The following is a 22,271-nucleotide window of genomic DNA, read 5'->3' as shown; positions in this document are numbered from 1 at the left end:
TCTCTCAAGCGTCGGTCAGGTGGACGTCGAAGAGGTCGCGCGGCTCCGGGAGTCCGGCGGGATCCTCTGGGTCCAACTCCCAGTCCTCGCCGCCCTCACAGGTGAGTCCCGGCAGCGTCTCGTCGTCCGCGTCGGGGCCGGGAAGCTCGAACGTGCAGCGCGATTCGACGACCGCGGTGGCGACGGCACGCGCGTGCACGTTCTCGGTGCCGGGGACGATGGATTCGCCGACGGACTCCTCCGCCGTGACCTCCACCGTGTATTCGAGCGGCCCGACGGGAGTGCACGCATCGAGAGCCGCGCCGTTCTGTGCGGCGAGCTGTTCCGCTCGCCAACAGGAGGGCGTGAGCCCCTGACCCAGGCCGTCGAAGATGTCCTGCCAGGACTCCGGGTCGGCTACGTTTTCGACCCACTGTCCCGCCAGTTGGTCCCGCCAGTCCTGCGCCGCCGCCAGGGCCGCCGCGTCAGCGGCCGTCTGGGCCCCGTTCCGGTTGGCTCCGGCCTGGCCCACCGCCAGGTACGCGAGCGCGAGAAAGAGCAGGCCTCCCACCACGGTGAGGTAGATGGGAAATGCCTGCCCAGCGTCGTCGTGCCTACGCAGCTGTGTCAGCCGCCGGTGACTTCGGCGATCTTCGTCCTGATCGCATCGAAGATCGTCTGCCCGATGCTCGTCCCCGTGATGGCCAGCACGATCGCCACCACCACCGCGATGATCCCCAGGTACTCCACCGCCGTCTGCCCCTTGTCGCCCCGGGCGGCGCGGGTCTGCAGGTACGCGGCCGTCGTGTGCAGCCAGTTGCCCATGGTGTTCCCCTTCGCGGTGGCCGGTGCCGGTGGCCGCACCGTACGGGGGCCGGTGCCGGCCTCCCGAGGGCCCCAGGGCCCAATCCCGGGCCCAAATCCGGCGCCTCACCGCGGATCACCCCAGTTGCCCAGCCACTTGGCGGTCGCCTCGGCGCGGCTGCTGCTGTGCAGCTTGGCGAAGATGCGGTTGATGTGGTTCTTGACCGTCTTCTCGCTGATGAAGCAGGCCGCGGCGATCTGCTGATTGGTCATGCCGGACGCGATGAGGTCCATGATCTCCGCCTCCCTGGCGCTCAGCTGGAACCCCGGCTTGCCACTCGACGACTGTCCCACATCCGGTTGCATTCGCGAAAGGTTTTCCACGAAAGCAGGCGAACTCGCCTTGCCGCTGGCAATATACGGAGGTTGTCGTACCGCATCACCGTATGCATTCGCACTCCTGAGCTGCTCAAGAACCGCCCCCGCAGCCGTCGGCGAGAAGTGGGTGCGGCCCGCCCCGGTGTCCCGTACCGCCGTGATCAGCTGGTCCGCGGTGAACTCGCCGTGGACCAGGTAGCCGCCCGCTCCCCGGCGCAGCGCCTCCCGTACCGTCTCCGACTCCCCGCTGTACGTCAGCATCATCACCGGGGCGATGCGCACGAGGTAGGGCAGGGCCGAGAGGCCGTCCACGCCCGGCATGCGGACGTCCAGGAGGACCACGTCGGGGCGGTGCCGGTCGGCGGCCTCGCAGGCCTGGCGGCCGTCGGCGGCCTCGGCGACCACCGTGATGTCCGGGCGGCCGGAGAGCAGGGCGGTGAGGCCGGCGCGGACGACCGGGTTGTCGTCCGCGACGACGACCCGCAGCGCGGCCGAATCCGGCGGAACCGGCGGGACCGGTGGCAGCGGGGATGTCATCGGGGTTCCTCCTCGGCTGGTCGAGGGGCGGTGGGCAGGGCCGCCAGCGGCAGGTCCAGGCGGACCTCCGTGCCCCGCGCGCGTTCGCCCGGTCCGATGCGGATGCGGGCGCCGATCGAGGCGGCCCGCTCCACCATGCCGACGAGGCCGAAGTGGCCGGTGCGGCGGAGCTGTTCGAGGGAGGTGCCCTCGGGGAGGCCCGTCCCGTCGTCCTCGACGGTGACGCGGAGGTGGTCGTCGTGGACGCCCGCCCGGACGTCGACGCGGGTGGCGGTGGCGTGGCGGTGGGCGTTCTCCAGGGCCTCCTCGGCGATCGTCAGCACCTGGCGGGCCACGGCCGGGGCGACCGGGGGGACGGCGTGGTCGCCGGTGGGGTGGTAGACGGACGGCAGACCGGTGCGGGCGCCGAAGGCGCGGGTGCGGGCGGCGAGTTCGACCAGGACGTCCGTCGCGTGCTCGGGGTCGGACTCGCGCCGCAGGTCGGTGAGGAGTTCCCGGGACTCGGCGGCGGCCCGGCGGGCCGAGCGGGCGACCAGTTCCGCCTGCCGCCGTACCAGGGCGGGGTCCAGCCGGTCGGCGCCGGCCGTGGCGGCCAGGCCGTCCGCGGCGAGGGCGACGCCGTGCAGGGTCTTGGCGACGGAGTCGTGCAGTTCGCGGGCGAGACGGGCGCGTTCGGCGCTGACCGCCTCCGTCGCCGCCAGCCGGGCCTGTACGGCCGTCAGGGCCCGGGTGGCGGAGCCGAAACGGAGCATGAGCCCGCGCAGACTGGAACCGGCGGCTCCGGCGACTACGCAGAGGCCGGGCAGCAGGAGCGACTCCGCGACGCCCGGGGAGAAGTCGGGGGCCGTCGCGTGGGCCAGCAGCAGGATCAGCGACTGGAGGGAGGCGAAGACGGCGGCGCCGCGCCAGCCGTAGACCAGGCCGGCCAGCAGCGGGGTGCAGACGCTGACGTAGGCCAGGGTGGTGTCGGGGCCCGCCGAGACCAGGAGCAGCGCGCCGAAGAGGGTGTCCGCGGCCAGCAGGGTCGGGTGGCGCAGCAGGAGCGGGCCGAACCGCTCCCAGTCGCGGAAGAGGACGTAGGAGCCCATGAAGGTGACGACCACGGCCGCGCCGACCAGCCGGACGCCCATGCCGGGGCCGGCGTTGAGGAGCGCGGCGGGGGCGGCGACGGCGATCATCGCCAGCCGGAACCCGAAGACCTGGCGGCACATCGCCTGCAGGGCGTTCACCTGGAGGCCGATCCCGGGAGTGCGCGGAGCCTCCTCAACCTTCTCGGGCACCGGCAGCGGCGGTGTCGCCGACGTCACCGGCACGTCCGCGGCGCCCGTCCTGACGTGGTCCGGCAGCACGGTGCCCACCGGCGGGCCGGTGATCTCGGGTGCCCTCGGGCGGCGGCGCGGCGGCCCGGGGCGTCGCCAGGTGGTCCCCATGATCGTCATCCGCTCCGCCTACTCACCGGTGAGGGTGCCGAAGTCGGTGCCGGAGCCGAGGATCAGGCCGGCGCCGAGGAGGATCATCGTGGCCGGGACCATGAAGGTGGTGATCATCATGGTGGCCTTGGGGACCGCGCGGGCGGCCTTGCGGCGGGCGTTCTGCGCGTCGGTGCGGCGCATGTCCTTGGCGAGGGAGACCAGGGTGTCGACGATGGGGGCGCCCAGTTCCTCGCCCTGCTGGAGCGCGGTGACGAACATGGCGACCTGTTCGGAGTCGTTGCGCCTCCTCAGCTCCGCGAACGCCTGGCGGCGGCTCATGCCCAGGTCCATCTGACGGAGCGTGATGCGCAGTTCGTCGGCCCAGGGGCCCTCGTAGCGGGTCGCCACCCGGTCCAGGGCCTGGCGGAAGCCGAGCCCCGCCGAGACGACGACCGCGAGGACGTCCAGGAAGTCGGGCAGGGTGCGCTCGATGACGTCCTTGCGGACGCGGATCGCCGACCAGATGCCGACCTCGGTCCAGAACGCGCCGAAGGCCAGCAGGAGCAGGGCGACCAGGTACTGGCCGCGCAGGAGGAAGACCAGGAAGCCCACGGCGCCCAGGACGCCGTAGACCGCGCGGCGGGCGGCGTAGCGGTCGATGGTCAGGCCGCCGGGGTTGCCGGCCAGGTCGATGCGGCGGCGGTACTTGGCGACCTGCCCCGGGCCCATCAGCCGCAGCACGGCGGGGGCGTACCGCATGCCCATGCGGTCGACCAGGGAGTCGACGGCGCCGGTGCGGGTGGCGCCGATCTCCAGGGCGAGGGCCAGGTCGCCGGGGAGCTTGGCGTCGGCCCGGTACATGCGGATGCCGGCGAAGACGCCCCACACGCTGAGGCCCATGACGGTGGCGAGCAGCAGTCCCATGACATGACCTCCCTAGACGTCGATACGGGACAGGCGGCGGATGAGGACGAAGCCGACGGTGTAGAGGGAGAAGGCGACCAGTACCGCGATCTGTCCGGCCGGGGAGCCCGTCATGCGTTCCAGGGCGCCGTCCTTCACCCCGTTCATCAGGAAGAGCGAGCCGACCCCGAGGACCGGGACGGCGTACGAGGTCATGTTCACCTGGGAGAGCTGGGTGCGGACCTCGCGGCGGGTCTCCTTGCGCTCCTCCAGGGTCTCGGTGAGGTTGCGCAGGGCGCTGACCACCTGGCCGCCGGCCTTGTTGGACAGGACGAGGGTGGTGACGAGGACGACGAGTTCGCGGGAGGGGAGGCGTTCGGCGAGTTCGCCGAGGGCGTCGTCCATGGAGGCGCCGACGGCGAGCTGGTTGGCGACCTTGCCGAGTTCCTCGCCGGCCGGGGCCTCCAGTTCCTCCGCCGCCATGCCGATGGCGGTGCGCAGGGCGAGTCCGGCGTGGGTGGCGTTGGCGAGGATGCGGGCGAGTTCGGGGAGCTGGTTGATGAACTTCTCGATGCGTTTCTGGCGCTGCCAGGTGAGGAACTGGACCGCCGCCCAGACGCCCAGCAGCCCGGCGATCGGGCCGAAGAAGGGGGCCAGGGCCGCCTGTCCGATCAGCCAGAGCCCGGCCACGACGGCGAGCAGGTAGACGAAGAACTCGCCGGGGGTGACGTCCAGGCCGGTGGCGGACAGCCGCAGTTCGAGGTTCTTGCCGAGCCGGGTGCGGCGCAGCCGGCGGTCCAGGTTCGGGAAGTGGCGGCGGCGGCCGTTGTAGGAGACCTGGCCGGTGGCGGTGAGCCGGTCGACCAGGGCCTGGCGCTGGGCCCGGCCGGCGGCGTAGGAGTGCAGACCGGCGACGGCCAGGACGCACGTCAGCAGGGTGATGCCGGTGGTGAGCTGGACGAGGGCGGACAGTTCCATCGGACGGGTCTCCTACTGGGTCTTCCGGGTCTACCGGGTCTACCGGGTCTCTCGGGTGGCGAGCTGCTCCGTGGAGCGGGCGACGCCGAACGCCTGGGGGATGGGCTGGCTGGCCATGTGGAGGCGGTCGGCGGTGCGGCGCGGCAGCGGGTAGTGCTCGTAGACGCCGTGCACCCGGCCGTCGGGCGTCATGGGCTGGGCGTGGAAGCGGGCGACCGTGGCCAGCCGGTACGGCTCCCCGCCGTGGCTGGCCAGCAGGGCGACCTCGGTGATGCGGCGGGCGCCGTCGGGGAAGCGGGTGAGCTGGACGAGCACGTCGACGGCGCTGTTGATCTGGTCGTGCAGGGCGACGAAGGGGACCTCCACGTCGGACATGGAGGCCAGGGTCTGGAGCCGCATCAGGGCGTCCTCGGCGCTGTTGGCGTGGACGGTGGCCAGCGAGCCGTCGTGGCCGGTCGACATGGCCTGGAGCATGTCCAGGGACTCGCCGCCGCGGACCTCGCCGACGACGATCCGGTCGGGGCGCATCCGCAGCGAGTTGCGGACCAGGTCGCGGATGGTGATGACGCCCTTGCCCTCGACGTTGGGCGGGCGGGACTCCAGGCGGATGACGTGGGACTGCTGGAGCTGGAGTTCGGCGGAGTCCTCGATGGTGATGATGCGCTCGTGCTCCGGGATCAGCCCGGAGAGGGCGTTGAGGAGCGTGGTCTTGCCGGTGCCGGTGGCGCCCGAGACGATGATGTTGAACCGGGCCCGCACCAGCCCCGCCAGCAGGTACAGCATGTGCTCGTCGAGCGAGCCGAGGCCGATCAGCTCCTGGAGGGTGAAGGAGCGCGGGAAGCGGCGGATGGTCAGGATCGCGCCGGTCAGGGAGAGCGGCGGGATGATGACGTTGACGCGCTCCCCGGAGGGCAGCCGGGCGTCGACCATCGGATTCGACTCGTCCACCCGCCGGTTGACGGTGGAGACGATCCGCTCGATGGTCTGCATCAGCTGGTCGTGCGAGGCGAACCGGATCGGCAGCTGCTCCACCCTCCCCCCGCGCTCCACGAAGATCGCGTCCGGTCCGTTGACCATGATCTCGGTGATGGAGGCGTCTTCGAGGAGCGGTTCGAGGATGCCGAGGCCGAGGGCCTCGTCGACCACCCGCCGGATCAGCTGCGACCGCTCGACGGTCGACAGGACCGGTCCCTCGCGGCTGATGATGTGTCCGAGGACCCGTTCCAGCCGGGCCCGGCGCTCGGCGGCGGCCAGCGAACTCATCTCGGCGAGGTCGATCTCCTCCAGGAGCTTGGAGCGGTACGAGGCGACCAGGTGGCCGTCCTCGCCCCGGCTGCCGTGCTCCTCGGGGGAGTGGATGCGCGCGCGCAGGCTCATGCGTCCGGTGCTCCTTGCTCAGTGGTCCAGCGGCATGGTGGCGGTCCGGGTGGCGGTGCCGAGGTCCCAGCCGGGGACGACGGAGGGGATGTCGACGGTGGCGGTGACCGTCACCTCGTCGCCGCCGAAGGACGCCGGGCAGGCGGTCCCGTCGGCCAGCCAGCCGCTGACCGCCGCCGCGCACCCCTGCTGGGCGCTCTCGTCGAGCGAGGCGGCACGCGCCCCGGCCCTGGCGGCCGTACCGGCCTGCTGGGCGGTGTAGGCGACCAGCCCGAGCTGTACGGCGGCCAGCGCGACCAGGACCAGGACGGGCAGGAACCCCAGGTACTCGATGGCGACCTGACCGCGGTCGCCGGTCGTACGGCGGTGACGTCGGCGGGGCATCTCAGTCCGTCTCCTCCTCGACCGCGCCCGCGTGGCCGCGGACCGTGAAGGGGAGCCCGAAGGCGCCCGGGAAGAGGACGGGGACCTGGAGTTCGACGGTCGACGTGACATACCCACCCCCGGTCTCGCAGCCCGCGCTGCCGCTCCACGCGTCCGGCAGCTTGTCGAGGCCGGCCGCCTGGCAGGCCCCCTGCCGCTCCCCCGGTGCCGCCGCCGTCCCCGCCCGTACCGCCTCGTCCGCAGCATTCCCCGCGAGCGTGTAGGTGTACCCCACCAGCACGAGCTGCCACAGCACCACCAGCGTCACCAGGATCACCGGGGTCATGCCGAGGAACTCGACGGTGACCTGGCCCCGGTCCCCGGACCCGTACCGGCGTGAGCGGTTCATCCCGCGCCTCCCCTGCGCCGCCGCAGGCTCACCGCGCCCCGGTCGCCGCGGAACCGGCCGGCCTTCTGCACGGCGGTCCCGGGGGCCTTGACCAGGCCGATCTCGGCGGCGAGGCCCCACAGGGACTGCCGTACGGTGGAGCGGGCGTCCAGCTCGTGCAGGCGGCCGGCGTCCACGGCGGCCTGGAGTTCCTTGAAGTGGGCGGGGATCGTGGTGGCGGCGACGGCGGTGCCGGTGATCCGGCCGATCAGCGGGGGCTGGATCTCCGTACCGCGGGTGTGCCGGTTGACGACCACGGTGGTCTCCTCGGCCTTGCGGATCTGGAGCCGCTCCCACATCCGCACCGCGCGCTTGGCGCCCCGGACGGCGACCACGTCCGGGGTGGTGACCAGCAGCGCGGTGTCGGCGGTCTCGACGGCCGCCGCGCCGGCCCCGCCGAGCTGGGCGCCGCAGTCGATGACGACCACGTCGTAGCGGGAGCGCAGGGCGCCGACGATCTGGCGGGCGGCCCGGTCGGTGACGTCCTCGCCGCGTTCCCCCTCGCCGGGGGCGAGCAGCAGGGCCAGGCCGCTGTCGTGGCGGAAGACGGCGTCGGCCAGGACGCGCGGCGAGATGTCGGTGATCGCCGCCAGGTCCAGTACCGAGCGGCGGAACTGGACGTCCAGGTAGGAGGCGACGTCGCCGGTCTGGAGGTCGAGGTCGAGCAGGGCGGTGGAGCGGCCGGACGCCTGTGCGGCCAGGGCCAGTTGGACGGCGGTGACGGTGGCGCCCACGCCGCCCTTGGCGCCGCTGACGGTGACGACGGTGCCGCCCGCGCCGGTGCTCGCGTCGCCGCCGCTGCCCAGGTGGCGGCGTACGCCCACCGCCCACTGGGCGACGACGTGAACGCGCGCGGCCAGTTCCTCGTAGTTGAGCGGGAGGGCGATCAGGCCGCGGGCGCCGTAGTCCATGGCCGCCTGGAAGAGTCCCGGTCCGGCGTCGGAGGTGACGAGGATGACGCCGACGGCCGGGAAGCGCAGGGCGACCTCGCGGATCAGCTCCAGGGCCGGGACGGGGCCGATCCGCTCGTGGACGACGACGACCTCGGGCAGTTCGTCGACCGACTCGGCGGCGAGCCGGGCGAGGGTGTCGATGAGCTGGGTGGAGTCGGTGACGGGGGCGACCGGCTCGGCGTCGGGGAGCTGGCTGAGCAGGGTGGTGATGGACCGGACGGCGTCCGCGTCACCGACCGCCGGGAGGATCCTCGTGGGCATGCGGGCCTCTCACTTGTCCTTCGCGAGTTCGTACGTCCGGTCCTGCTCGGGGACCGTGCTGTCGCCGCCGGGCGCGACCAGCGCGAGCCGGACCCGCTGGGCGAACGACTCGGCGTAGGTGATGCGCTGGGCGTCGAGGGTGGACAGTGCGAAGGTGATGGGGACGGCCTCGGAGGCGTCCCGGCGGCTGCTGCTCTCGTCGGGTTCGAGTGAGGTGAGCTTGCCGACGTCGAGGACCCTGGCGCCGGTCACGATGATCTTCGACTGGTCGGGGTCGCCCTCCCGGGCACCCTCGAAGGTGGCGTAGACGTTGACGGTGGAACCGGGGGTGATCTTGCCGGCCACCCCGGTCGCCGCGTCGATCATGATGGCGACCTCCTGCTCTCCGGGCTGGAGGGCGGGCTGGTCGACGATCATGTCGCTCTGGAGCAGGGAGCCGCCCTTCAGCGTCGTCACCGCGATCTTGCCGCGGACGGCGGAGAGGTCGGTGACGGCGTTCTCCGACAGCCACCGCTCGGGCATCTCGATCTTCTCGAACTGGTCCGGGCTGAGCGGGGTGTAGGGCTTGATCTCGGCCTTGAGCCGGTACGCGGTGACCTCGGGGCCGACCTTGGACTTCACGTCACTGATGACGGACAGGACGCCGGCGAAGGCGCCGAAGGCGCACAGGACCGACAGGACGAGCAGGATCACGCCGCGGCGCTGACGGGAGTTCATGTGCCGTGCAACCTCATCGGGGATATCGGTCGGGCGGGGACGGGGAACTGCGGACGCGGGCGGATCACGGGCTCACCCGCCGGGGCCGGCGGGAAGGGCGCCCCGTGACGTCCCGTTCGGGGCGCCGCCGGACCCGATCTCGTACGGCCGCCCGTGCCGGCCGCCGTGTCTCCCGTACGGACCGCTGCCCGGTCCGCCGTACGGACCGCTGCTCTGGCCGCCGTACTGGACGCCGTTCTGGACGCCGTACTGAGGGCCGTCCTGGAAGCCGTTCCGGCCGCCGTACTGGATGCCGTGCCGGCCGCCCTGTCCCTGCCCCTGCCGTGTGCCGGCCGGCAGGGCTCTGCGGCCGTTGCGCTGCCGGGCCTCGTCGGGCGGCGGACCGGCGGAGCAGAAGACGCACCGGTCGCCGATGACGTCGATGCCGCACCAGTGGCAGGTGCTCTGCCGTACCGAGGTCACCAGCTGGTAGAGGACCGACAGGTCGGGCAGGAAGGCGCAGAACTCGGTCATCCGGCCCGTCCCCCACCAGGCCGGGGAGTCGGCGGGGAGCGGCGTCTCGCGCATGCCGAGCACGTTCCAGGAGGGGGCGAGGGTCTGGGTGACCCAGTCCGAGGTGAGCTGGCCCTTGGCTACCAGCATCCAGGTGCCGAAGTCCGGCCCGCCGAGCGCCGCTTCGGGACCGATCCGCACGAGCTGCGGCTCCGGATGCGCCAGTACGGCGAACTGGCTGCCCGGCACCCACGACTTGGCGTGCGCCTTCAGCCCCACGGGCACCCGGTCGAGCCGGGCGACCGAGCCGAGCAGGGCGCCGGCGTGGATGTAGTGGGTGAGCAGCCGCCCCGCCGACGCCAGGACACCGGGGCTCAGGTCGCAGGAGGCCAGCTGCCGCAACTGCCGTACGAGGACCGCGAGTCCCAGCGGCGGCAGCTCCGGACGGAACAGGGCGATCCGGTCGCTCTCCAGCAGGGACCGCACGGTGCGCAGCCGCCGCTCGACCCCGGCGGGGGCGGCCGCCGAGCAGACGACGATGACATGTCCGTACTGGTCGACGAGGCTCTGCAGCTCGGCCAGCACCTGCTCCAGGGGACGTTGCTCGACGTCCTGGAGGACTATGGCGGGCATGGTCCGCTCGTCCTGCGGCGGCAGTGCCAGGTCGGCACTGGTCACGGCAATGGCAGTTGGCACGCGCGGCTCCCCGTCTCCCATGCCCGTCGGTCCACCGGTGTAACTCCGGCACACCCGGATGACTTCACTGCGTGACTTCCCGAGCACTGTATCCACGCGTCTGTGACCGGAGAACAGCGTTTCTGTAGCTGTGGAACAACTTGTGACGCACAAGTTGCGCCAAATCGGGACAGCTTGAGCATTTCCCAATGGCATGTCCGCGCTCATTCTCCCCTCCCCGGTCCACACCCACCCCTTGACAGGCCAATTGGTCTGGACCACCTTGTACTCCCAACGGTGGCCACCGTCCCCCTACTTCCCCCCGGAGGCACCAGTGGACCCCGTACGCAGACAGCACGGAAGACGCATCGGCAGCTGGGCCGGCGCCGCCACCGCCGCGCTCGCCCTGACCGTGACGGCGATCGGACCCGCGTCCGCCTCGTCCGCCTCGTCCGCCGCGTCCGCCGCGGACGTCAACAACGCGAGCAACGCGGGCTTCGAGTCGGGCCTGAGCGGCTGGACCTGTTCGGCGGGCAGCGGTACGACCGTGTCCTCGCCGGTCCGCACGGGCGCCGCCGCGCTGAAGGCGACGCCGGGCGGCCAGGACAACGCGCGCTGTACGCAGACGGTCGCGGTGGTCCCCGACTCGACGTACACGCTCGGCGCCTGGGTGCAGGGCGGGTACGCCTACCTGGGCGTGACCGGCACGGGCACGACGGACGTGTCGACCTGGACCCCCGACTCCACGACGTGGAAACAGCTCTCGACGACCTTCAGGACCGGCCCCTCGACGACCTCGGTGACGGTGTACACGCACGGCTGGTACGGCCAGCCCGCCTACTACGCCGACGACATCTCCGTGCAGGGCCCCGACGGGGGCGGCGGTGACGACGGCGAACAGCCCTCCGTCCCGTCCGCCCCGGCCGGCCTGAGCGTCTCCGGCACGACCTCCTCCTCGGTGTCCCTCTCCTGGAACGCGGTGTCCGGCGCGACGGGCTACTCCGTCTACCGCGACGGTACGAAGGTGACGGCGGTGACCGGCACCTCGGCGACCGTGACCGGCCTGTCGGCCGCGACGTCGTACTCCTTCCAGGCCACGGCCACCAACGCGGCCGGCGAGTCGGTGAAGTCGGCGGCGGTGACGGCGCGGACGACCGAGTCCGGCGACAGCGGGGGCGCCGACCTCCCGAAGCACGCCGTGACCGGCTACTGGCAGAACTTCAACAACGGGGCGACGGTCCAGAAGCTCTCCGACGTCCCGTCCGCGTACGACATCATCGCCGTCGCCTTCGCGGACGCGACGACGACACCGGGCGCGGTGACCTTCGACCTGGACTCGGCGGGCCTGAACGGCTACACCGTCGACCAGTTCAAGGCCGACATCAAGGCCAAGCAGGCGGCCGGCAAGAAGGTGATCATCTCGGTCGGCGGCGAGAAGGGCACGGTGTCGGTCGCGGACGCGGCCTCCGCGACGAACTTCGCGAACTCCGTCCACTCCCTGATGCAGACGTACGGCTTCGACGGCGTCGACATCGACCTGGAGAACGGCCTCAACGCCACGTACATGACCCAGGCCCTGCGTGCCCTGTCGGCGAAGGCGGGCCCGGAGATGATCCTGACCATGGCGCCGCAGACCATCGACATGCAGTCGACGTCCGGCTCCTACTTCCAGACGGCGCTGAACGTGAAGGACATCCTCACGGTCGTCAACATGCAGTACTACAACAGCGGTTCGATGCTGGGCTGTGACGGCAAGGTCTACAGCCAGGGTTCGGTGGACTTCCTGACCGCGCTGGCCTGCGTCCAGCTGGAGGGCGGCCTGTCCCCGTCCCAGGTGGGCATCGGCACCCCGGCCTCGACCCGGGCGGCGGGCAGCGGCTATGTGGCGCCGTCCGTGGTGAACAACGCCCTGGACTGCCTGACCAAGCTCACCAACTGCGGTTCCTTCAAGCCGTCCAAGGCGTACCCGGACCTGCGGGGCGCGATGACCTGGTCGACCAACTGGGACGCGACGGCGGGCAACAGCTGGTCGAGCGCGGTGGGCCCGCACGTGGACGCGCTGCCGTAGTACCGGCCGGCCCGTGCGGCTGTCACTCCGTACCGCCGCAGCCGCACGGGCTCAGTCGCCCCTCCCCAGGTTCCCGCTCGGCAGGAACTTCTGGCGTACCCACAGGCCCAGCAGCACCGTCCCGCCGACCAGCAGCGGCACCGGGTCGTGCGCGGTGGGAGCCAGTACGTGTCCCAGGGTCGTGACCGTGCAGACCGTCAGCGGAACGAACGCCGCCGCACCCTCCATCCCCCAGCGCAGCGTCGGCGGGGCCATGCCCAGGACGCTCGCCCCGCCGGGCAGCCACGGGCCGACGGCGATCACCAGCAGGCCCACGGTCTTGCAGCTGTCGATCAGCTGACAGGCCGTCACCCCGGCGCGGTGCGGGCCGACCGCCCAGAGCTGCGCTGTGTCCCCGATCAGCATGAGGGACAGGCCGACGATCCCGGCCCACAGGGCAGCTCTCCGGTCACTGCGCACGAGCCGGCGCAGGGCCAGCAGAAAGCTGAGGAACACCAGATCGGCGGCCCACAGGAGGCCCACCATCCCCTCCCCGAGCCGCCAGCCGTCACCGGCCCCGTTCAGCAGCACCCATCCCGTCATGAACAGGGCCCCCGCCGCGACGAACCCGTCGAGCACCCGCCGCATCAGCACGGGCCGGCCGGTACCGGCGTCGGCCGCGACCACCAGACCGGCCGTGCCCAGGCCGACCGCCAGCGTCGCTCCGACGACCACCACCGACTCCACCAGCGACCGCTCGCCCCGACCCGGATCCGGAGGGCGGAGCGACAGCACGGCGGCCACCACCCGGTACAGGCCCCCGGCCGCCGCCGACCCTCCGAACAGCAGCAGACGCGTCCGCACCCGTCCGCTCGCCCACCGCGCACGGAGCACCAGCGAGACCGCCAGCACGCAGCAGCCGACGGCCGGCCCGAAGGACACCATCCGCGCCAGCGCGCTCCCCAACCCCGACATCAGGTGGCCTTTCACCGGTCCCCGCCCGCAGGGCCCTTCCTCGGCCCTGGGGTCCACTGGGAGAACGTAGAAGACCCGCCACCTGCGCCGACCTGAACCATGCGCCCATTCACCCGTACCGCGTACGAGGAGGGCTCGCGGGCTGCCGCCTGCGTGGACGCACGCCGTCGACACGCTCCGTACGCCCGCGCACTCGCCGTCGGCGGGCCCCCCGTCCGCGTCGCGCCGCCGGGTTCCCCGGCCTCACCGAAGCCGTTTCTCCGCGGGCACCGTCGCGAAGGGCATCGGCCGAGCCCCCGCTGTGCAGTCCGTATGAAACATTCCTCCCCGCCCACCGCATCAATGAGGTGAGGGCGGCACGACAGGGGGAGCGCGGATGTGGCAGAAGCGGCAGGGCCGGGAGGACGAGTACGCCGAGTTCGCGACGGCGCGGGCCGGGCACCTCTACCGGTCCGCGTGTCTGCTGACCGCCGGTGACACCCACCTCGCCGAGGACCTCGTACAGGAGACCCTCGGCAGGCTGTACGTCCGCTGGGGGCGGATGGCGCGGGTCGGCAATCCGGCCGGGTACGCGCAGACGGTCCTCACCCGGACCTTCCTCGCCCACCAGCGGCGGCGCAGCAGCCGGGAGCGGGCCACGGACACGTTCCCCGACGTGTCCGGCGCCTCCGACGGTGACGCGCCGCTGCGGCTCACCCTGCTCGACGCGCTGTCCCGGCTGCCCGCCAAGGACCGGGCCGTCGTCGTGCTGCGCTACTGGGAGGACCGCTCCGTCGAGGAGACCGCCGACGCGCTGAACGTCAGTTCGGCCGCGGTGCGCACGCGCTGCGTCCGGGCGCTCGGCAAACTGCGCGCGCTGCTCGGCGAGGACCTCTCGGAGTACGCCAGACCCTGACCCGCCCCACCACCAAGAGACCCTCTCACCACTCACCACTCACCTCACACCTCACACCTTGCGGAAAGGGTGTCCGTCATGCCCGAAAACCAGCGGGAAGCGCCGGATCACTTCGAGGACCGGCTCACCGCCGCGCTGCGCGACGCCGGCGACGGTTTCCAGACCGACCGGACGGCCCTCGTCACCGGCGGACAGGCGCGCGGGCGGCGGGCCCGGGTGCGGCGCCGGGCCGGTGTGCTCGGCGGGGCGGCCGGGATCGCGCTGATCGGGGTGGGCGGGGCGGTGCTGCTGCCGCAGGGGGCCGGGCCGGACACCCGGCGCTCCGTCGCGGCCTCCCCGGACAGCGGGCGGCCGTCCCCCTCGGCCACCCCGTCCGGCTTCTCCGCCAGGGAGCTGTTCGACACGCTGGAGGGACTCCTCCCGCCGGGCGAGGTCGGTCAGGGAGTGGTGCGCGGCTCGGACGCGGAAGAGGGCCCGTACGTGCAGGTCGTGTACGACGACGGGAAAGGTGCCGCCGCGCTCGGGGTGGGCTTCGCCCGGGTCGAGCCGGGCGGCGAGCAGGCCGGTGAGCTCACCGAGTGCCCGGACCCGACCTTCGCCCCGTACGACGACTGCACCACCGACCGGTCGGCCGACGGTTCCGTGCTCAGGGTGCTCAAGGGTTACGAGTATCCGGACCGGCGGGTCGACACCAAGCTCTGGACCGCCGACCTGGTCACGGCCGAGGGGCAGCACATCAGCGTGAGCGAGTGGAACTCGCCCGCGCAGAAGGACCGGCCGGTCAGCCGTGAGGAACCTCCGCTGTCGGCGGCCGAGCTGAAGGAACTGGTCTCGGCGGAGGTGTGGCGCCGGGTCGCGGACGTAGCGCCGGAGAGCGGGAGGCTCGTGGAGGGCGGCGGGCCGGGCGCCACGCCGTCGGCGGTCTCCGGCGAGGCCGTCGGCGACACCCTCGCCGCGCTGCTCCCCGACGGCCTGGAGGTGGTCCGGCGGGGCGGCGAGGGCGAGTTCGCCTACGCCGTCGTCGACGACGGCGAGGGTGAGAGCCTGGTCCAGGTCAACGTCCAGCACGGCATGAACGACGTCGCCGATCAGCTGTACGGCTCCGCCGAGACCCTCGCCGACGGCACCCGCGTCACCACCCGGCAGGGGTCCGGTGACGACCGGGTCGCCGGGGTCGTGATGTGGACCGCCGACACCCTGCGCGCCGGCGAGGACGGCTTCCGGGTCGTGGTCAGCGCCTTCAACAACAGTGCCGTGGACGCCGAGCCGAGCCGTGCCGAACCGGCGCTCGGTCTGGAGCAGCTGCGGAAGATCGCGCTCAGCACGGAGTGGGACGCCCTGCGCTGAGACACCACCGGGCCCGCGCCGGCCGGGCTGCCGGGAGGCCGTACCGGATCGGCCGCGCTCAGAAGAACTCCGACCACGGCTGGTCCCAGATCTGCTTCACGCACAGGACCAGGAAGAGCAGGCCCGCGATGCCCAGCATGCCGTTGCTCAGCCAGCCGTTGCGCCACTCGGCAGGTGTGCGGTCGGAGTTGAGGAGCCAGACCAGGGTCAGGGCGAGGAAGGGCATGAAGGCGGCGCCCAGCACGCCGTAGATGATGACCAGGCGGAAGGGCTGGCCCTGGAAGAGCAGGACGATCGGGGGGAAGGTCAGCCAGAGGAGGTAGAGGCGGAACGGCCAGGAGCGTTCGCGTTCGCCGGCGGCGATCTTCTCGCCCGTCGCCGCCGCCGTCCCGGCCCGCAGCCGGGCCACGAAGTCGGCGAACATCAGGCTGACGCCGTGCCAGACGCCGATCAGCGAGGTGAAGGACGTGGCGAAGAAGCCGATCAGGAAGAACTTCGCCGTGGCGGTGCCGTACCGGTCCTCCAGGATGTCGCTGAGCTGGACCAGGCCCTTGTCGCCGCTGGCGATGGCGATGTTCGCGCTGTGCAGCAGCTCCGCGCCGACGAAGAGCATCGCGACGACGAAGACGCCGGTGGTGAGGTAGGCGACCCGGTTGTCCAGCCGCATCACCTTCATCCAGCCGGTGTCCGTCCACCCCTTGGCGTTGACCCAGTAGCCGTACGCGGCCAGCGTGATCGTGCCGCCGACGCCGCCGATCAGGCCGAGGGTGTTGAGGATCGAGTCCTTCTCGTCGGGGAGGACCGGGAGGAGACCGGCGAAGGCGTCGCCCAGGTTGGGGGTGACGCGGACCGCCAGGTAGACGGTCACCACGAACATGACGCCGACCAGGACGGTCATGACCTTCTCGAAGACGGCGTACTTGTTGAACCAGACGAAGACCAGGCCGGCCACCGCGCAGGCCACGCCCCACCACTTCAGGTCCATCACGTCCGGGAAGAGGGCCTGGAGGGGGAGCGCGCTGGAGGACATCGCCGCCGCGCCGTAGACGAAGCCCCAGACGACGACGTAGAAGGCGAAGAACCAGGTCGTCCAGCGGCCGAGGCTGGCCCAGCCGTCGAAGAGGGTGCGGCCGGTGGACAGGTGCCAGCGGCCCGCCGCCTCCGCCAGGGAGATCTTCACCAGGCAGCCGATGACCGCCGCCCACAGCAGGGTGTAGCCGAAGTTGGCGCCCGCGATGAGGGTGGCGACCAGGTCGCCGGCGCCGACGCCGGTCGCGGCGACGACGATGCCGGGGCCGATGTAGCGCCAGCTTGACTTGCGAGGAGTGCCGGTGTTGCCGAGGGTGCCCGTAGCGTCCGCCATGCCGATCAAGAAAGCGCAAAGAACACCCCGGCGCAAGAGCGCGCGGGTGCACTTGACCTGACCATGTCACACCGCCAGGATGAGCGCCACATCCGCACAGCACGTCGCTGGACCACCCCCCGCTCCACTCCCCCGCCTCCGGAGATCCCGGAGGCCCCGGAGAACTCAGGAGACTTCATGCGACTTCGCTCACGAGGCCCCGGCAGCCGCAGACACTGGGCCGCGCTCGCCGCCCTCCTCGCGCTCGCCCTCGCCGCCCCGCTCTCCGGGACGACCGAGGCCGGTGCCGACAGCGCCCGCGAGGCCGCCCCGTCGGCGGACGACATCCGCCCGTACGAGGTGCGCACCCGCTCGGACTCCGCGTCGCGCACCGCGATCCAGCGCACCGGCGTCACGGTGGACGACGCCGACGACCACTCGGTCTTCGTCTCGGGCCGCGCCGACCAGATCAAGGAGCTGAAGCGGCTCGGCTACGACGTCACCCCGCTGGGCGCCGTCCCCGACCGCTCGGCCGGCGCGGACGACGTACGGCTCCTCGACTTCCCCTCGGCCGACTCCGGCTATCACAACTACGCCGAGATGACCGCGGAGATCGACGCCCGGATCGCGGCGTACCCCGGCATCATCAGCAAGCGGGTGATCGGGAAGTCGTACCAGGGCCGGGACATCGTCGCCGTCAAGATCAGCGACAACGTGGCGTCGGACGAGAACGAGCCCGAGGTGCTCTTCACCCACCACCAGCACGCCCGCGAGCACCTGACGGTGGAGATGGCGCTCTACCTGATCCGCGAGCTGGGGGCGGGCTACGGCTCCGACTCCCGGGTCACCAGCATGGTCAACGGCCGCGAGATCTGGATCGTGCCGGACATGAACCCGGACGGCGGCGAGTACGACATCGCCACCGGCTCCTACCGGTCCTGGCGCAAGAACCGCCAGCCCAACTCCGGTTCCTCGTACGTCGGTACGGACCTGAACCGGAACTGGGCCTACCGCTGGGGCTGCTGCGGCGGCTCCTCCGGCTCGCCGTCCTCCGAGACCTACCGGGGCTCGGCCGGCGAGTCGGCGCCCGAGGTGAAGGTCGTCGCCGACTTCGTGCGCAGCCGGGTCGTCGGCGGGGTGCAGCAGATCAAGGCGGGCATCGACTTCCACACGTACAGCGAACTGGTGCTGTGGCCCTTCGGCTACACCACCGCCGACACCACCACCGGGATGACGGCCGACGACCGGAGCGCCTTCGCGGCGGTCGGGCAGAAGATGGCCGCCAGCAACGGCTACACGGCGGAGCAGTCCAGCGACCTGTACATCACCGACGGGTCGATCGACGACTGGCTGTGGGGGAACCAGAAGATCTTCGGGTACACCTTCGAGATGTACCCGTCGTCCAGTTCCGGCGGCGGCTTCTACCCGCCCGACGAGGTCATCGAGCGGGAGACGTCCCGCAACCGGGACGCGGTGCTGCAACTCCTGGAAAACGCCGACTGCATGTACCGGTCCATAGGGAAGTCCGCGCAGTACTGCTGACGGCGATGGCGAGGCGGTCACCGTTCACCGCTCCATGAAACGGTGACACCCGCCTCGCCGAGGACCTCGTACCGGAGACCCTCGACCGGATCTGCGTCCGCTGGGGCGGATGGCGCGGGCCGGAAATCCGGCCGGGTACGCGCGGACCGCCGCCCCGTCCCCGCTCGTTGGCGGGGACGGGGCCTGCCATGGGCGCAGGGGTCACCCGAAGGGGCCGAAGTCCCTCATCTGCTCATGCATCTGCTCCCTGCTCCTCGCCAGGTGCTGTTCGGCGGCCTTGTCCAGCGCCTGGTTACGAGCCTTCACGAGCTTCTGGTAGGTCTGAGGGCTGACCGTTTCAATCGTCTTGACGGCGTCCGCACCGTCGCCGAGCTTCTTGGCGGCAGCCAGACCTCCGACGAGCGTCGCAGTAGCCTTGAGCGCCACCTTGGCGGCAGGGTGCGGGACGACGTTCGCAGCCTGGCCGATCAGCCCACCCGTCGCCAGGGAGCCGATGACACTCCCCGCCGCTTCCTGCTTCTTGGCCTCCAGCGTGCTGTCGAACTGAGCCAGCAGCTTCTGGGCCTCGTCCGGACTCGCCTCCTGTGCGGCCTGCGCCACTGCCTGGCGCACCCTCTCCTCACCCACAATCAGGGCCCAGGCAGCCCAGCGCGCCCCTTCCGCCGTGCTCTCCATACTCGGCAGAGGCTCGGTGAACACGGCGGCACGACCGGTGACAGCCGACTTCACGCCTTTCTCCAGCCCCGTCAGGTACGGGTTGTCCGGCGTGTGCTGAGCCAACCTCTGCCGGGCCCACTGCGCCAGCACGTCGGCAACCTCGTGCCCCCGAGTGCCCGAGGACGCTCCGGGATTGCTGCCACCCGACTGCTGCTGGTTCATCTGCTGCGGCATCGCGCTCGGAGTGGAGAGACCGGGCTGCGCTTGTGGCGGCGTGAGGGATTTGATGATCTCTTTGGCGATGTCCTTGGCCAGCTCCTGCGCGCCGGCCCTGCTGTCATCGTAGACACGATCCATTTCATCGGCTACGAAGCTTTTGATCACTCCGCCGACTCTGAACCCCACAAACGCCGTCTGGGGAGTGACGGACGCACCCATGCCGGACGTGACGGTATCGAGTACCGAGACGCCGTGCTGTGCGAGAAATGCCTGAACGCTTCCCTCGCTGCGCAACTCCCGGTTGTTCTGCGGATTCTGCTCGTCCCTGAGGCTCACTCGCCGCTGGATCGCGCGCTCGACCGGCCCGCCGCTGCTTTCGGCGGGTGCCGCGCTCCGCTGCCCCCGGTGGCCGCAGCCGGCGGAGTGCTGGTGCTGCTCGGGCTGAGCCCATGAGTGCCCGGACTGACGGAGCATCTGTACGACCGCCGCGTTGCCTGCCGACCGCTGAAGACCGAGCCGGCCCTGCATCTGTCCGGGAAGGGCCGGACCGGACCGGTGGGGTGAACGCGCGGCCTTCTCGGTTCCGCCTGTCCTGGCGCTCTCACGGCTGTACAAGGAAACGCCTCCGATGATGTGTGATCCTCAACTTCCTACACGACACCCTCCCCCGCCGCCCAGGTACTCCCGGGCAGCACCGGCTGCTCGAACGGGCAACTGCGGCTCTGCGCCGCTGCCGGCGTCCGCGTACGAAGTGGCGGTCTCTCGCGCCTCGTTCCCGCTCTGGGCGGGATCCACTCGAAAACGGACCCTAGGACGCCGCTGCCGCTTCCTTGTCGTCCGCCTCGCCCTCGGCGTCCCCGGCGTCCTCGAAGTACGCGTCCAGGACCGCGTCGAGCGCCGTCTCCCACTCCGCGAAGCGGCTGCGGGAGGCGGCCTCGATCTCCAGGTAGTACCAGCGCCGCTCCGGCGTGTGCACGGTCACGGTGAACCGCTTGCCGAAGCGGGGCGTCTCCGTCTCGACCGCGCCGATCTCGTCCCAGCGGAACTCGCACTCCTGGTCGTCCAGGGCCAGGCGTACGCCCCGGTGGTCGGCGACGATCCGGGCGCGCCGGTCGGCCGCCTCGAAGACCGGGCCGTCGGCGGACGGTTCCTCCTGAGCCTCCTGGGACTCCTCGGCCGCCTCGGCCGGTTCGGGAGCCTGTTCGGGCTCAGGCTCGGGTTCCTCCCGCCCCGCGTCCGCCGGTTTCACGTCCTCCGGTTCGCCGGACCCGGGCGCGGTGAGCCCGGGGATGAAGGCCGGGTCGAACCCGGCGCCCTCCAGGGGCTGGCTGCTCGATCCAATGCGCTGCTCCACAGCGGGCAGTATGGTCGACGAACCTGTGCCGCACACAGCCGCCCCCGGCATCGTTACAACGACGATGCGGCTACACGAAGACGCTCAGCACCGCCGCCACCGCGAACCCGGCCACCGACAGCACGCTCTCCAGCACCGTCCACGACTTGAGCGTGTCCCGTTCGCTGATGCCGAAGTACTTGGCGACCATCCAGAAGCCGCCGTCGTTGACGTGCGAGGCGAAGATGGAGCCGGCCGAGATGGCCATGATGACCAGGGCGGTGAACGCCTGGGAGTGGTCGCCCTCCGCGAGCAGCGGGGCCACGATGCCCGCCGTCGTCACGATCGCCACCGTCGCCGAGCCCTGGGCGACGCGCAGCACCAGGGAGATCAGGTAGGAGAGGACGATCACCGGGAGGCCGACGCCGTCGAAGGTGTCGGAGAGTGCCTGGGCGACGCCGCTGCCCTTGAGGACGGCGCCGAAGACCCCGCCCGCGCCGACGACCAGCAGGATGTTGCCGACCGGCTTGAGGGAGGACGTCGAGACGGTCTCCAGGGACTTGCGGGACCAGCCGCGCCGGACGCCGAGCAGGTAGTAGGCGAGGAACAGGGCGAGGGTGAGGGCGACGAACGGGTTGCCGAAGAACTCGATCACCGAGCGGCCGGTGGAGGGGTCCAGGACGATCGAGGAGAAAGTCGCGGCGAGGATCAGAACCAGCGGGGTGCCGATGATGCCGAGGACCGTGCCGAGCGGCACCGGGGTCTCCTTCGGCGTCACGCCCGCCGCGCGCTGCTCGGCGACGACGGCCGCCTTGGCCTCCTCGGCGGCCTCCACCATGTCCTGCGGTACGGCGACGAAGAGGCGGCGGCCGATCCAGGCGGACCAGGCCCAGGCGGCCAGCACGGCGGGGACGCCGCAGACGACGCCCATCAGGATGACCCAGCCCAGCTCGACGTGGAGCAGTCCGGCGGCGGCGACCGGGCCGGGGTGCGGCGGCAGGAAGGCGTGGGTCATGGAGAGGCCGGCCAGCAGCGGCAGACAGTAGAGGAGGACCGACTTGCCGGAGCGCTTGGCGGCGGCGTAGACGATCGGGGCGAGGACGAAGATGCCGACGTCGAAGAAGACCGGGATGCCGAAGATCAGGCCGGTGAGGCCCATGGCGAGCGGCGCCCGCTTCTCACCGAAGAGACCGAGCAGACGGGTGGCCAGCACCTGCGCGCCGCCGCTGACTTCCAGGATCGCGCCGAGCATGGTGCCCAGGCCGATGATGATGGCGACGTGGCCGAGGATGCCGCCCATCCCGGACTCGATGGTGGAGACGGCGTCGGACTTCTGGACGGTGCCGAAGAGTTCGGTGACCGACAGCCCGGCGAGCAGGCCGACGGCTATGGAGACGGCCAGCAGCGCGACGAACGGCTGGAGTCTGACCTTGATGATGAGGAAGAGCAGCAGCGCGATGCCGATCGCGGCGACGGTCAGCAGACCGGCCGTGCCGTCGATCAGGAGGAGCAGGCCGCCGGTGTGGGACGGGGACTCGGACATAGGGGGTCCTCTGGAGAGGTGCATGGAGCTTTCGGGCAGGGGGGATCGCGGCACGGCGCCCCGTGCGGGGAGCGCCGCGCCGTACGCGGACGAG

20 protein-coding genes and 1 pseudogene are annotated in these 22,271 nt (G+C 71.6%); 4 read left to right on the top strand and 17 right to left on the bottom strand.

The features are described from left to right. Nucleotides 1-4 precede the first annotated feature (4 nt). From J7I94_RS01840 to J7I94_RS01785, 12 genes and pseudogenes are all read right to left on the bottom strand, one after another. A complete protein-coding gene (locus J7I94_RS01840; protein WP_374198347.1) occupies nucleotides 5-610 on the bottom strand; it encodes a pilus assembly protein TadG-related protein in 606 nt (201 codons plus the stop codon). After that, complete coding sequence (locus J7I94_RS01835) at nucleotides 607-804, bottom strand: hypothetical protein (protein WP_215164656.1); 198 nt, start codon at nucleotides 802-804, stop codon at nucleotides 607-609. Before J7I94_RS01835 ends, J7I94_RS01840 begins: the two co-directional genes overlap by 4 nt. Before the next feature lie 105 nt (nucleotides 805-909). Continuing rightward, nucleotides 910-1,698, bottom strand: coding sequence for a response regulator transcription factor (locus J7I94_RS01830; RefSeq protein ID WP_215164655.1), 789 nt, complete (start codon nucleotides 1,696-1,698; stop codon nucleotides 910-912). Continuing rightward, nucleotides 1,695-3,128 carry a sensor histidine kinase gene (locus tag J7I94_RS01825; protein WP_374198346.1) on the bottom strand — a complete coding sequence of 478 codons (1,434 nt, stop codon included), beginning with the start codon at nucleotides 3,126-3,128 and terminating at the stop codon, nucleotides 1,695-1,697. The genes J7I94_RS01830 and J7I94_RS01825 overlap by 4 nt, the downstream gene beginning before the upstream one ends. A gap of 18 nt (nucleotides 3,129-3,146) precedes the next feature. Next, nucleotides 3,147-4,034, bottom strand: a complete 888-nt coding sequence (locus J7I94_RS01820; RefSeq protein WP_215164654.1) for a DUF5936 domain-containing protein — start codon at nucleotides 4,032-4,034, stop codon at nucleotides 3,147-3,149. Between the two features lie 12 nt (nucleotides 4,035-4,046). Then, nucleotides 4,047-4,991: a type II secretion system F family protein gene (locus J7I94_RS01815; protein WP_215164653.1), complete on the bottom strand. Its 945-nt coding sequence runs from the start codon at nucleotides 4,989-4,991 to the stop codon at nucleotides 4,047-4,049. Nucleotides 4,992-5,030: 39 nt separating this feature from the next. Next, nucleotides 5,031-6,368, bottom strand: coding sequence for a CpaF family protein (locus J7I94_RS01810; protein WP_215164652.1), 1,338 nt, complete (start codon nucleotides 6,366-6,368; stop codon nucleotides 5,031-5,033). An 18-nt stretch (nucleotides 6,369-6,386) separates the two neighbouring features. Continuing rightward, a complete protein-coding gene (locus J7I94_RS01805) occupies nucleotides 6,387-6,752 on the bottom strand; it encodes a TadE/TadG family type IV pilus assembly protein (RefSeq protein ID WP_251074510.1) in 366 nt (121 codons plus the stop codon). Nucleotide 6,753: 1 nt separating this feature from the next. Beyond that, nucleotides 6,754-7,140, bottom strand: coding sequence for a TadE/TadG family type IV pilus assembly protein (locus tag J7I94_RS01800; protein ID WP_215164650.1), 387 nt, complete (start codon nucleotides 7,138-7,140; stop codon nucleotides 6,754-6,756). Further along, the gene (locus tag J7I94_RS01795; protein WP_215164649.1) at nucleotides 7,137-8,393 is read right to left on the bottom strand and encodes an AAA family ATPase; all 1,257 of its coding nucleotides are present in this window, start codon (nucleotides 8,391-8,393) and stop codon (nucleotides 7,137-7,139) included. The genes J7I94_RS01800 and J7I94_RS01795 overlap by 4 nt, the downstream gene beginning before the upstream one ends. A 9-nt stretch (nucleotides 8,394-8,402) precedes the next feature. After that, on the bottom strand, nucleotides 8,403-9,110 hold the full coding sequence (cpaB, locus tag J7I94_RS01790) for a Flp pilus assembly protein CpaB (RefSeq protein ID WP_215164648.1): 708 nt from the start codon (nucleotides 9,108-9,110) through the stop codon (nucleotides 8,403-8,405). A gap of 368 nt (nucleotides 9,111-9,478) precedes the next feature. Further along, nucleotides 9,479-10,319 (bottom strand): annotated as a pseudogene (locus J7I94_RS01785) (hypothetical protein); the annotation flags it as partial. 292 nt (nucleotides 10,320-10,611) lie between these two features. Between J7I94_RS01785 and J7I94_RS01780 the strand changes: the two are divergent. Continuing rightward, nucleotides 10,612-12,345, top strand: a complete 1,734-nt coding sequence (locus J7I94_RS01780; RefSeq protein ID WP_308114475.1) for a glycoside hydrolase family 18 protein — start codon at nucleotides 10,612-10,614, stop codon at nucleotides 12,343-12,345. A 51-nt stretch (nucleotides 12,346-12,396) separates the two neighbouring features. Here J7I94_RS01780 and J7I94_RS01775 read toward each other — a convergent pair whose 3' ends face one another. After that, the gene (locus J7I94_RS01775; RefSeq protein WP_251074528.1) at nucleotides 12,397-13,299 is read right to left on the bottom strand and encodes a hypothetical protein; all 903 of its coding nucleotides are present in this window, start codon (nucleotides 13,297-13,299) and stop codon (nucleotides 12,397-12,399) included. A gap of 376 nt (nucleotides 13,300-13,675) precedes the next feature. Here J7I94_RS01775 and J7I94_RS01770 point away from each other — a divergent pair, with 376 nt between their 5' ends. Together J7I94_RS01770 and J7I94_RS01765 are read left to right on the top strand one after the other, a co-directional pair. Then, nucleotides 13,676-14,194 carry a SigE family RNA polymerase sigma factor gene (locus J7I94_RS01770; protein WP_215164646.1) on the top strand — a complete coding sequence of 173 codons (519 nt, stop codon included), beginning with the start codon at nucleotides 13,676-13,678 and terminating at the stop codon, nucleotides 14,192-14,194. A gap of 78 nt (nucleotides 14,195-14,272) precedes the next feature. Beyond that, entirely contained in the window at nucleotides 14,273-15,541 is a 1,269-nt protein-coding gene (locus J7I94_RS01765; RefSeq protein WP_215164645.1) for a hypothetical protein, read from the top strand. Nucleotides 15,542-15,599: 58 nt separating this feature from the next. On the opposite strand, the gene J7I94_RS01760 is transcribed toward J7I94_RS01765, so the two are convergent. Further along, nucleotides 15,600-16,904 (bottom strand): Nramp family divalent metal transporter, encoded by a 1,305-nt coding sequence (locus J7I94_RS01760; protein ID WP_215164644.1) that lies wholly within the window; start codon nucleotides 16,902-16,904, stop codon nucleotides 15,600-15,602. A gap of 177 nt (nucleotides 16,905-17,081) precedes the next feature. Here J7I94_RS01760 and J7I94_RS01755 point away from each other — a divergent pair, with 177 nt between their 5' ends. Next, nucleotides 17,082-18,425, top strand: a complete 1,344-nt coding sequence (locus J7I94_RS01755) for a M14 family metallopeptidase (protein WP_215164643.1) — start codon at nucleotides 17,082-17,084, stop codon at nucleotides 18,423-18,425. Nucleotides 18,426-18,626: 201 nt separating this feature from the next. On the opposite strand, the gene J7I94_RS01750 is transcribed toward J7I94_RS01755, so the two are convergent. The 3 genes from J7I94_RS01750 to J7I94_RS01740 form a co-directional block, all read right to left on the bottom strand. Next, entirely contained in the window at nucleotides 18,627-19,637 is a 1,011-nt protein-coding gene (locus tag J7I94_RS01750; protein ID WP_215164642.1) for a hypothetical protein, read from the bottom strand. A gap of 472 nt (nucleotides 19,638-20,109) precedes the next feature. Continuing rightward, nucleotides 20,110-20,655, bottom strand: a complete 546-nt coding sequence (locus J7I94_RS01745; protein WP_215164641.1) for a hypothetical protein — start codon at nucleotides 20,653-20,655, stop codon at nucleotides 20,110-20,112. 70 nt (nucleotides 20,656-20,725) lie between these two features. After that, on the bottom strand, nucleotides 20,726-22,177 hold the full coding sequence (locus tag J7I94_RS01740) for a GntP family permease (RefSeq protein WP_251074507.1): 1,452 nt from the start codon (nucleotides 22,175-22,177) through the stop codon (nucleotides 20,726-20,728). Nucleotides 22,178-22,271: the final 94 nt, after the last annotated feature.

Origin of the sequence: Streptomyces sp. ISL-12 (genome assembly GCF_018614415.1) — a bacterium.
Lineage (GTDB): Bacteria > Actinomycetota > Actinomycetes > Streptomycetales > Streptomycetaceae > Streptomyces.
This window is presented reverse-complemented; position numbering and strand designations above follow the sequence as displayed.

Coding starts and splice junctions, on each gene's coding strand:
- J7I94_RS01765 (WP_215164645.1), top strand. CDS start 14,273: ATGCCCGAAAACCAGCGGGAAGCGCCGGATCACTTCGAGGACCGGCTC.
- J7I94_RS01760 (WP_215164644.1), bottom strand. CDS start 16,904: ATGGCGGACGCTACGGGCACCCTCGGCAACACCGGCACTCCTCGCAAG.
- cpaB (WP_215164648.1), bottom strand. CDS start 9,110: ATGAACTCCCGTCAGCGCCGCGGCGTGATCCTGCTCGTCCTGTCGGTC.
- J7I94_RS01825 (WP_374198346.1), bottom strand. CDS start 3,128: ATGGGGACCACCTGGCGACGCCCCGGGCCGCCGCGCCGCCGCCCGAGG.
- J7I94_RS01775 (WP_251074528.1), bottom strand. CDS start 13,299: ATGTCGGGGTTGGGGAGCGCGCTGGCGCGGATGGTGTCCTTCGGGCCG.
- J7I94_RS01795 (WP_215164649.1), bottom strand. CDS start 8,393: ATGCCCACGAGGATCCTCCCGGCGGTCGGTGACGCGGACGCCGTCCGG.
- J7I94_RS01770 (WP_215164646.1), top strand. CDS start 13,676: ATGTGGCAGAAGCGGCAGGGCCGGGAGGACGAGTACGCCGAGTTCGCG.
- J7I94_RS01755 (WP_215164643.1), top strand. CDS start 17,082: ATGCGACTTCGCTCACGAGGCCCCGGCAGCCGCAGACACTGGGCCGCG.
- J7I94_RS01835 (WP_215164656.1), bottom strand. CDS start 804: ATGGGCAACTGGCTGCACACGACGGCCGCGTACCTGCAGACCCGCGCC.
- J7I94_RS01740 (WP_251074507.1), bottom strand. CDS start 22,177: ATGTCCGAGTCCCCGTCCCACACCGGCGGCCTGCTCCTCCTGATCGAC.
- J7I94_RS01830 (WP_215164655.1), bottom strand. CDS start 1,698: ATGACATCCCCGCTGCCACCGGTCCCGCCGGTTCCGCCGGATTCGGCC.
- J7I94_RS01805 (WP_251074510.1), bottom strand. CDS start 6,752: ATGCCCCGCCGACGTCACCGCCGTACGACCGGCGACCGCGGTCAGGTC.
- J7I94_RS01820 (WP_215164654.1), bottom strand. CDS start 4,034: ATGGGACTGCTGCTCGCCACCGTCATGGGCCTCAGCGTGTGGGGCGTC.
- J7I94_RS01810 (WP_215164652.1), bottom strand. CDS start 6,368: ATGAGCCTGCGCGCGCGCATCCACTCCCCCGAGGAGCACGGCAGCCGG.
- J7I94_RS01800 (WP_215164650.1), bottom strand. CDS start 7,140: ATGAACCGCTCACGCCGGTACGGGTCCGGGGACCGGGGCCAGGTCACC.
- J7I94_RS01815 (WP_215164653.1), bottom strand. CDS start 4,991: ATGGAACTGTCCGCCCTCGTCCAGCTCACCACCGGCATCACCCTGCTG.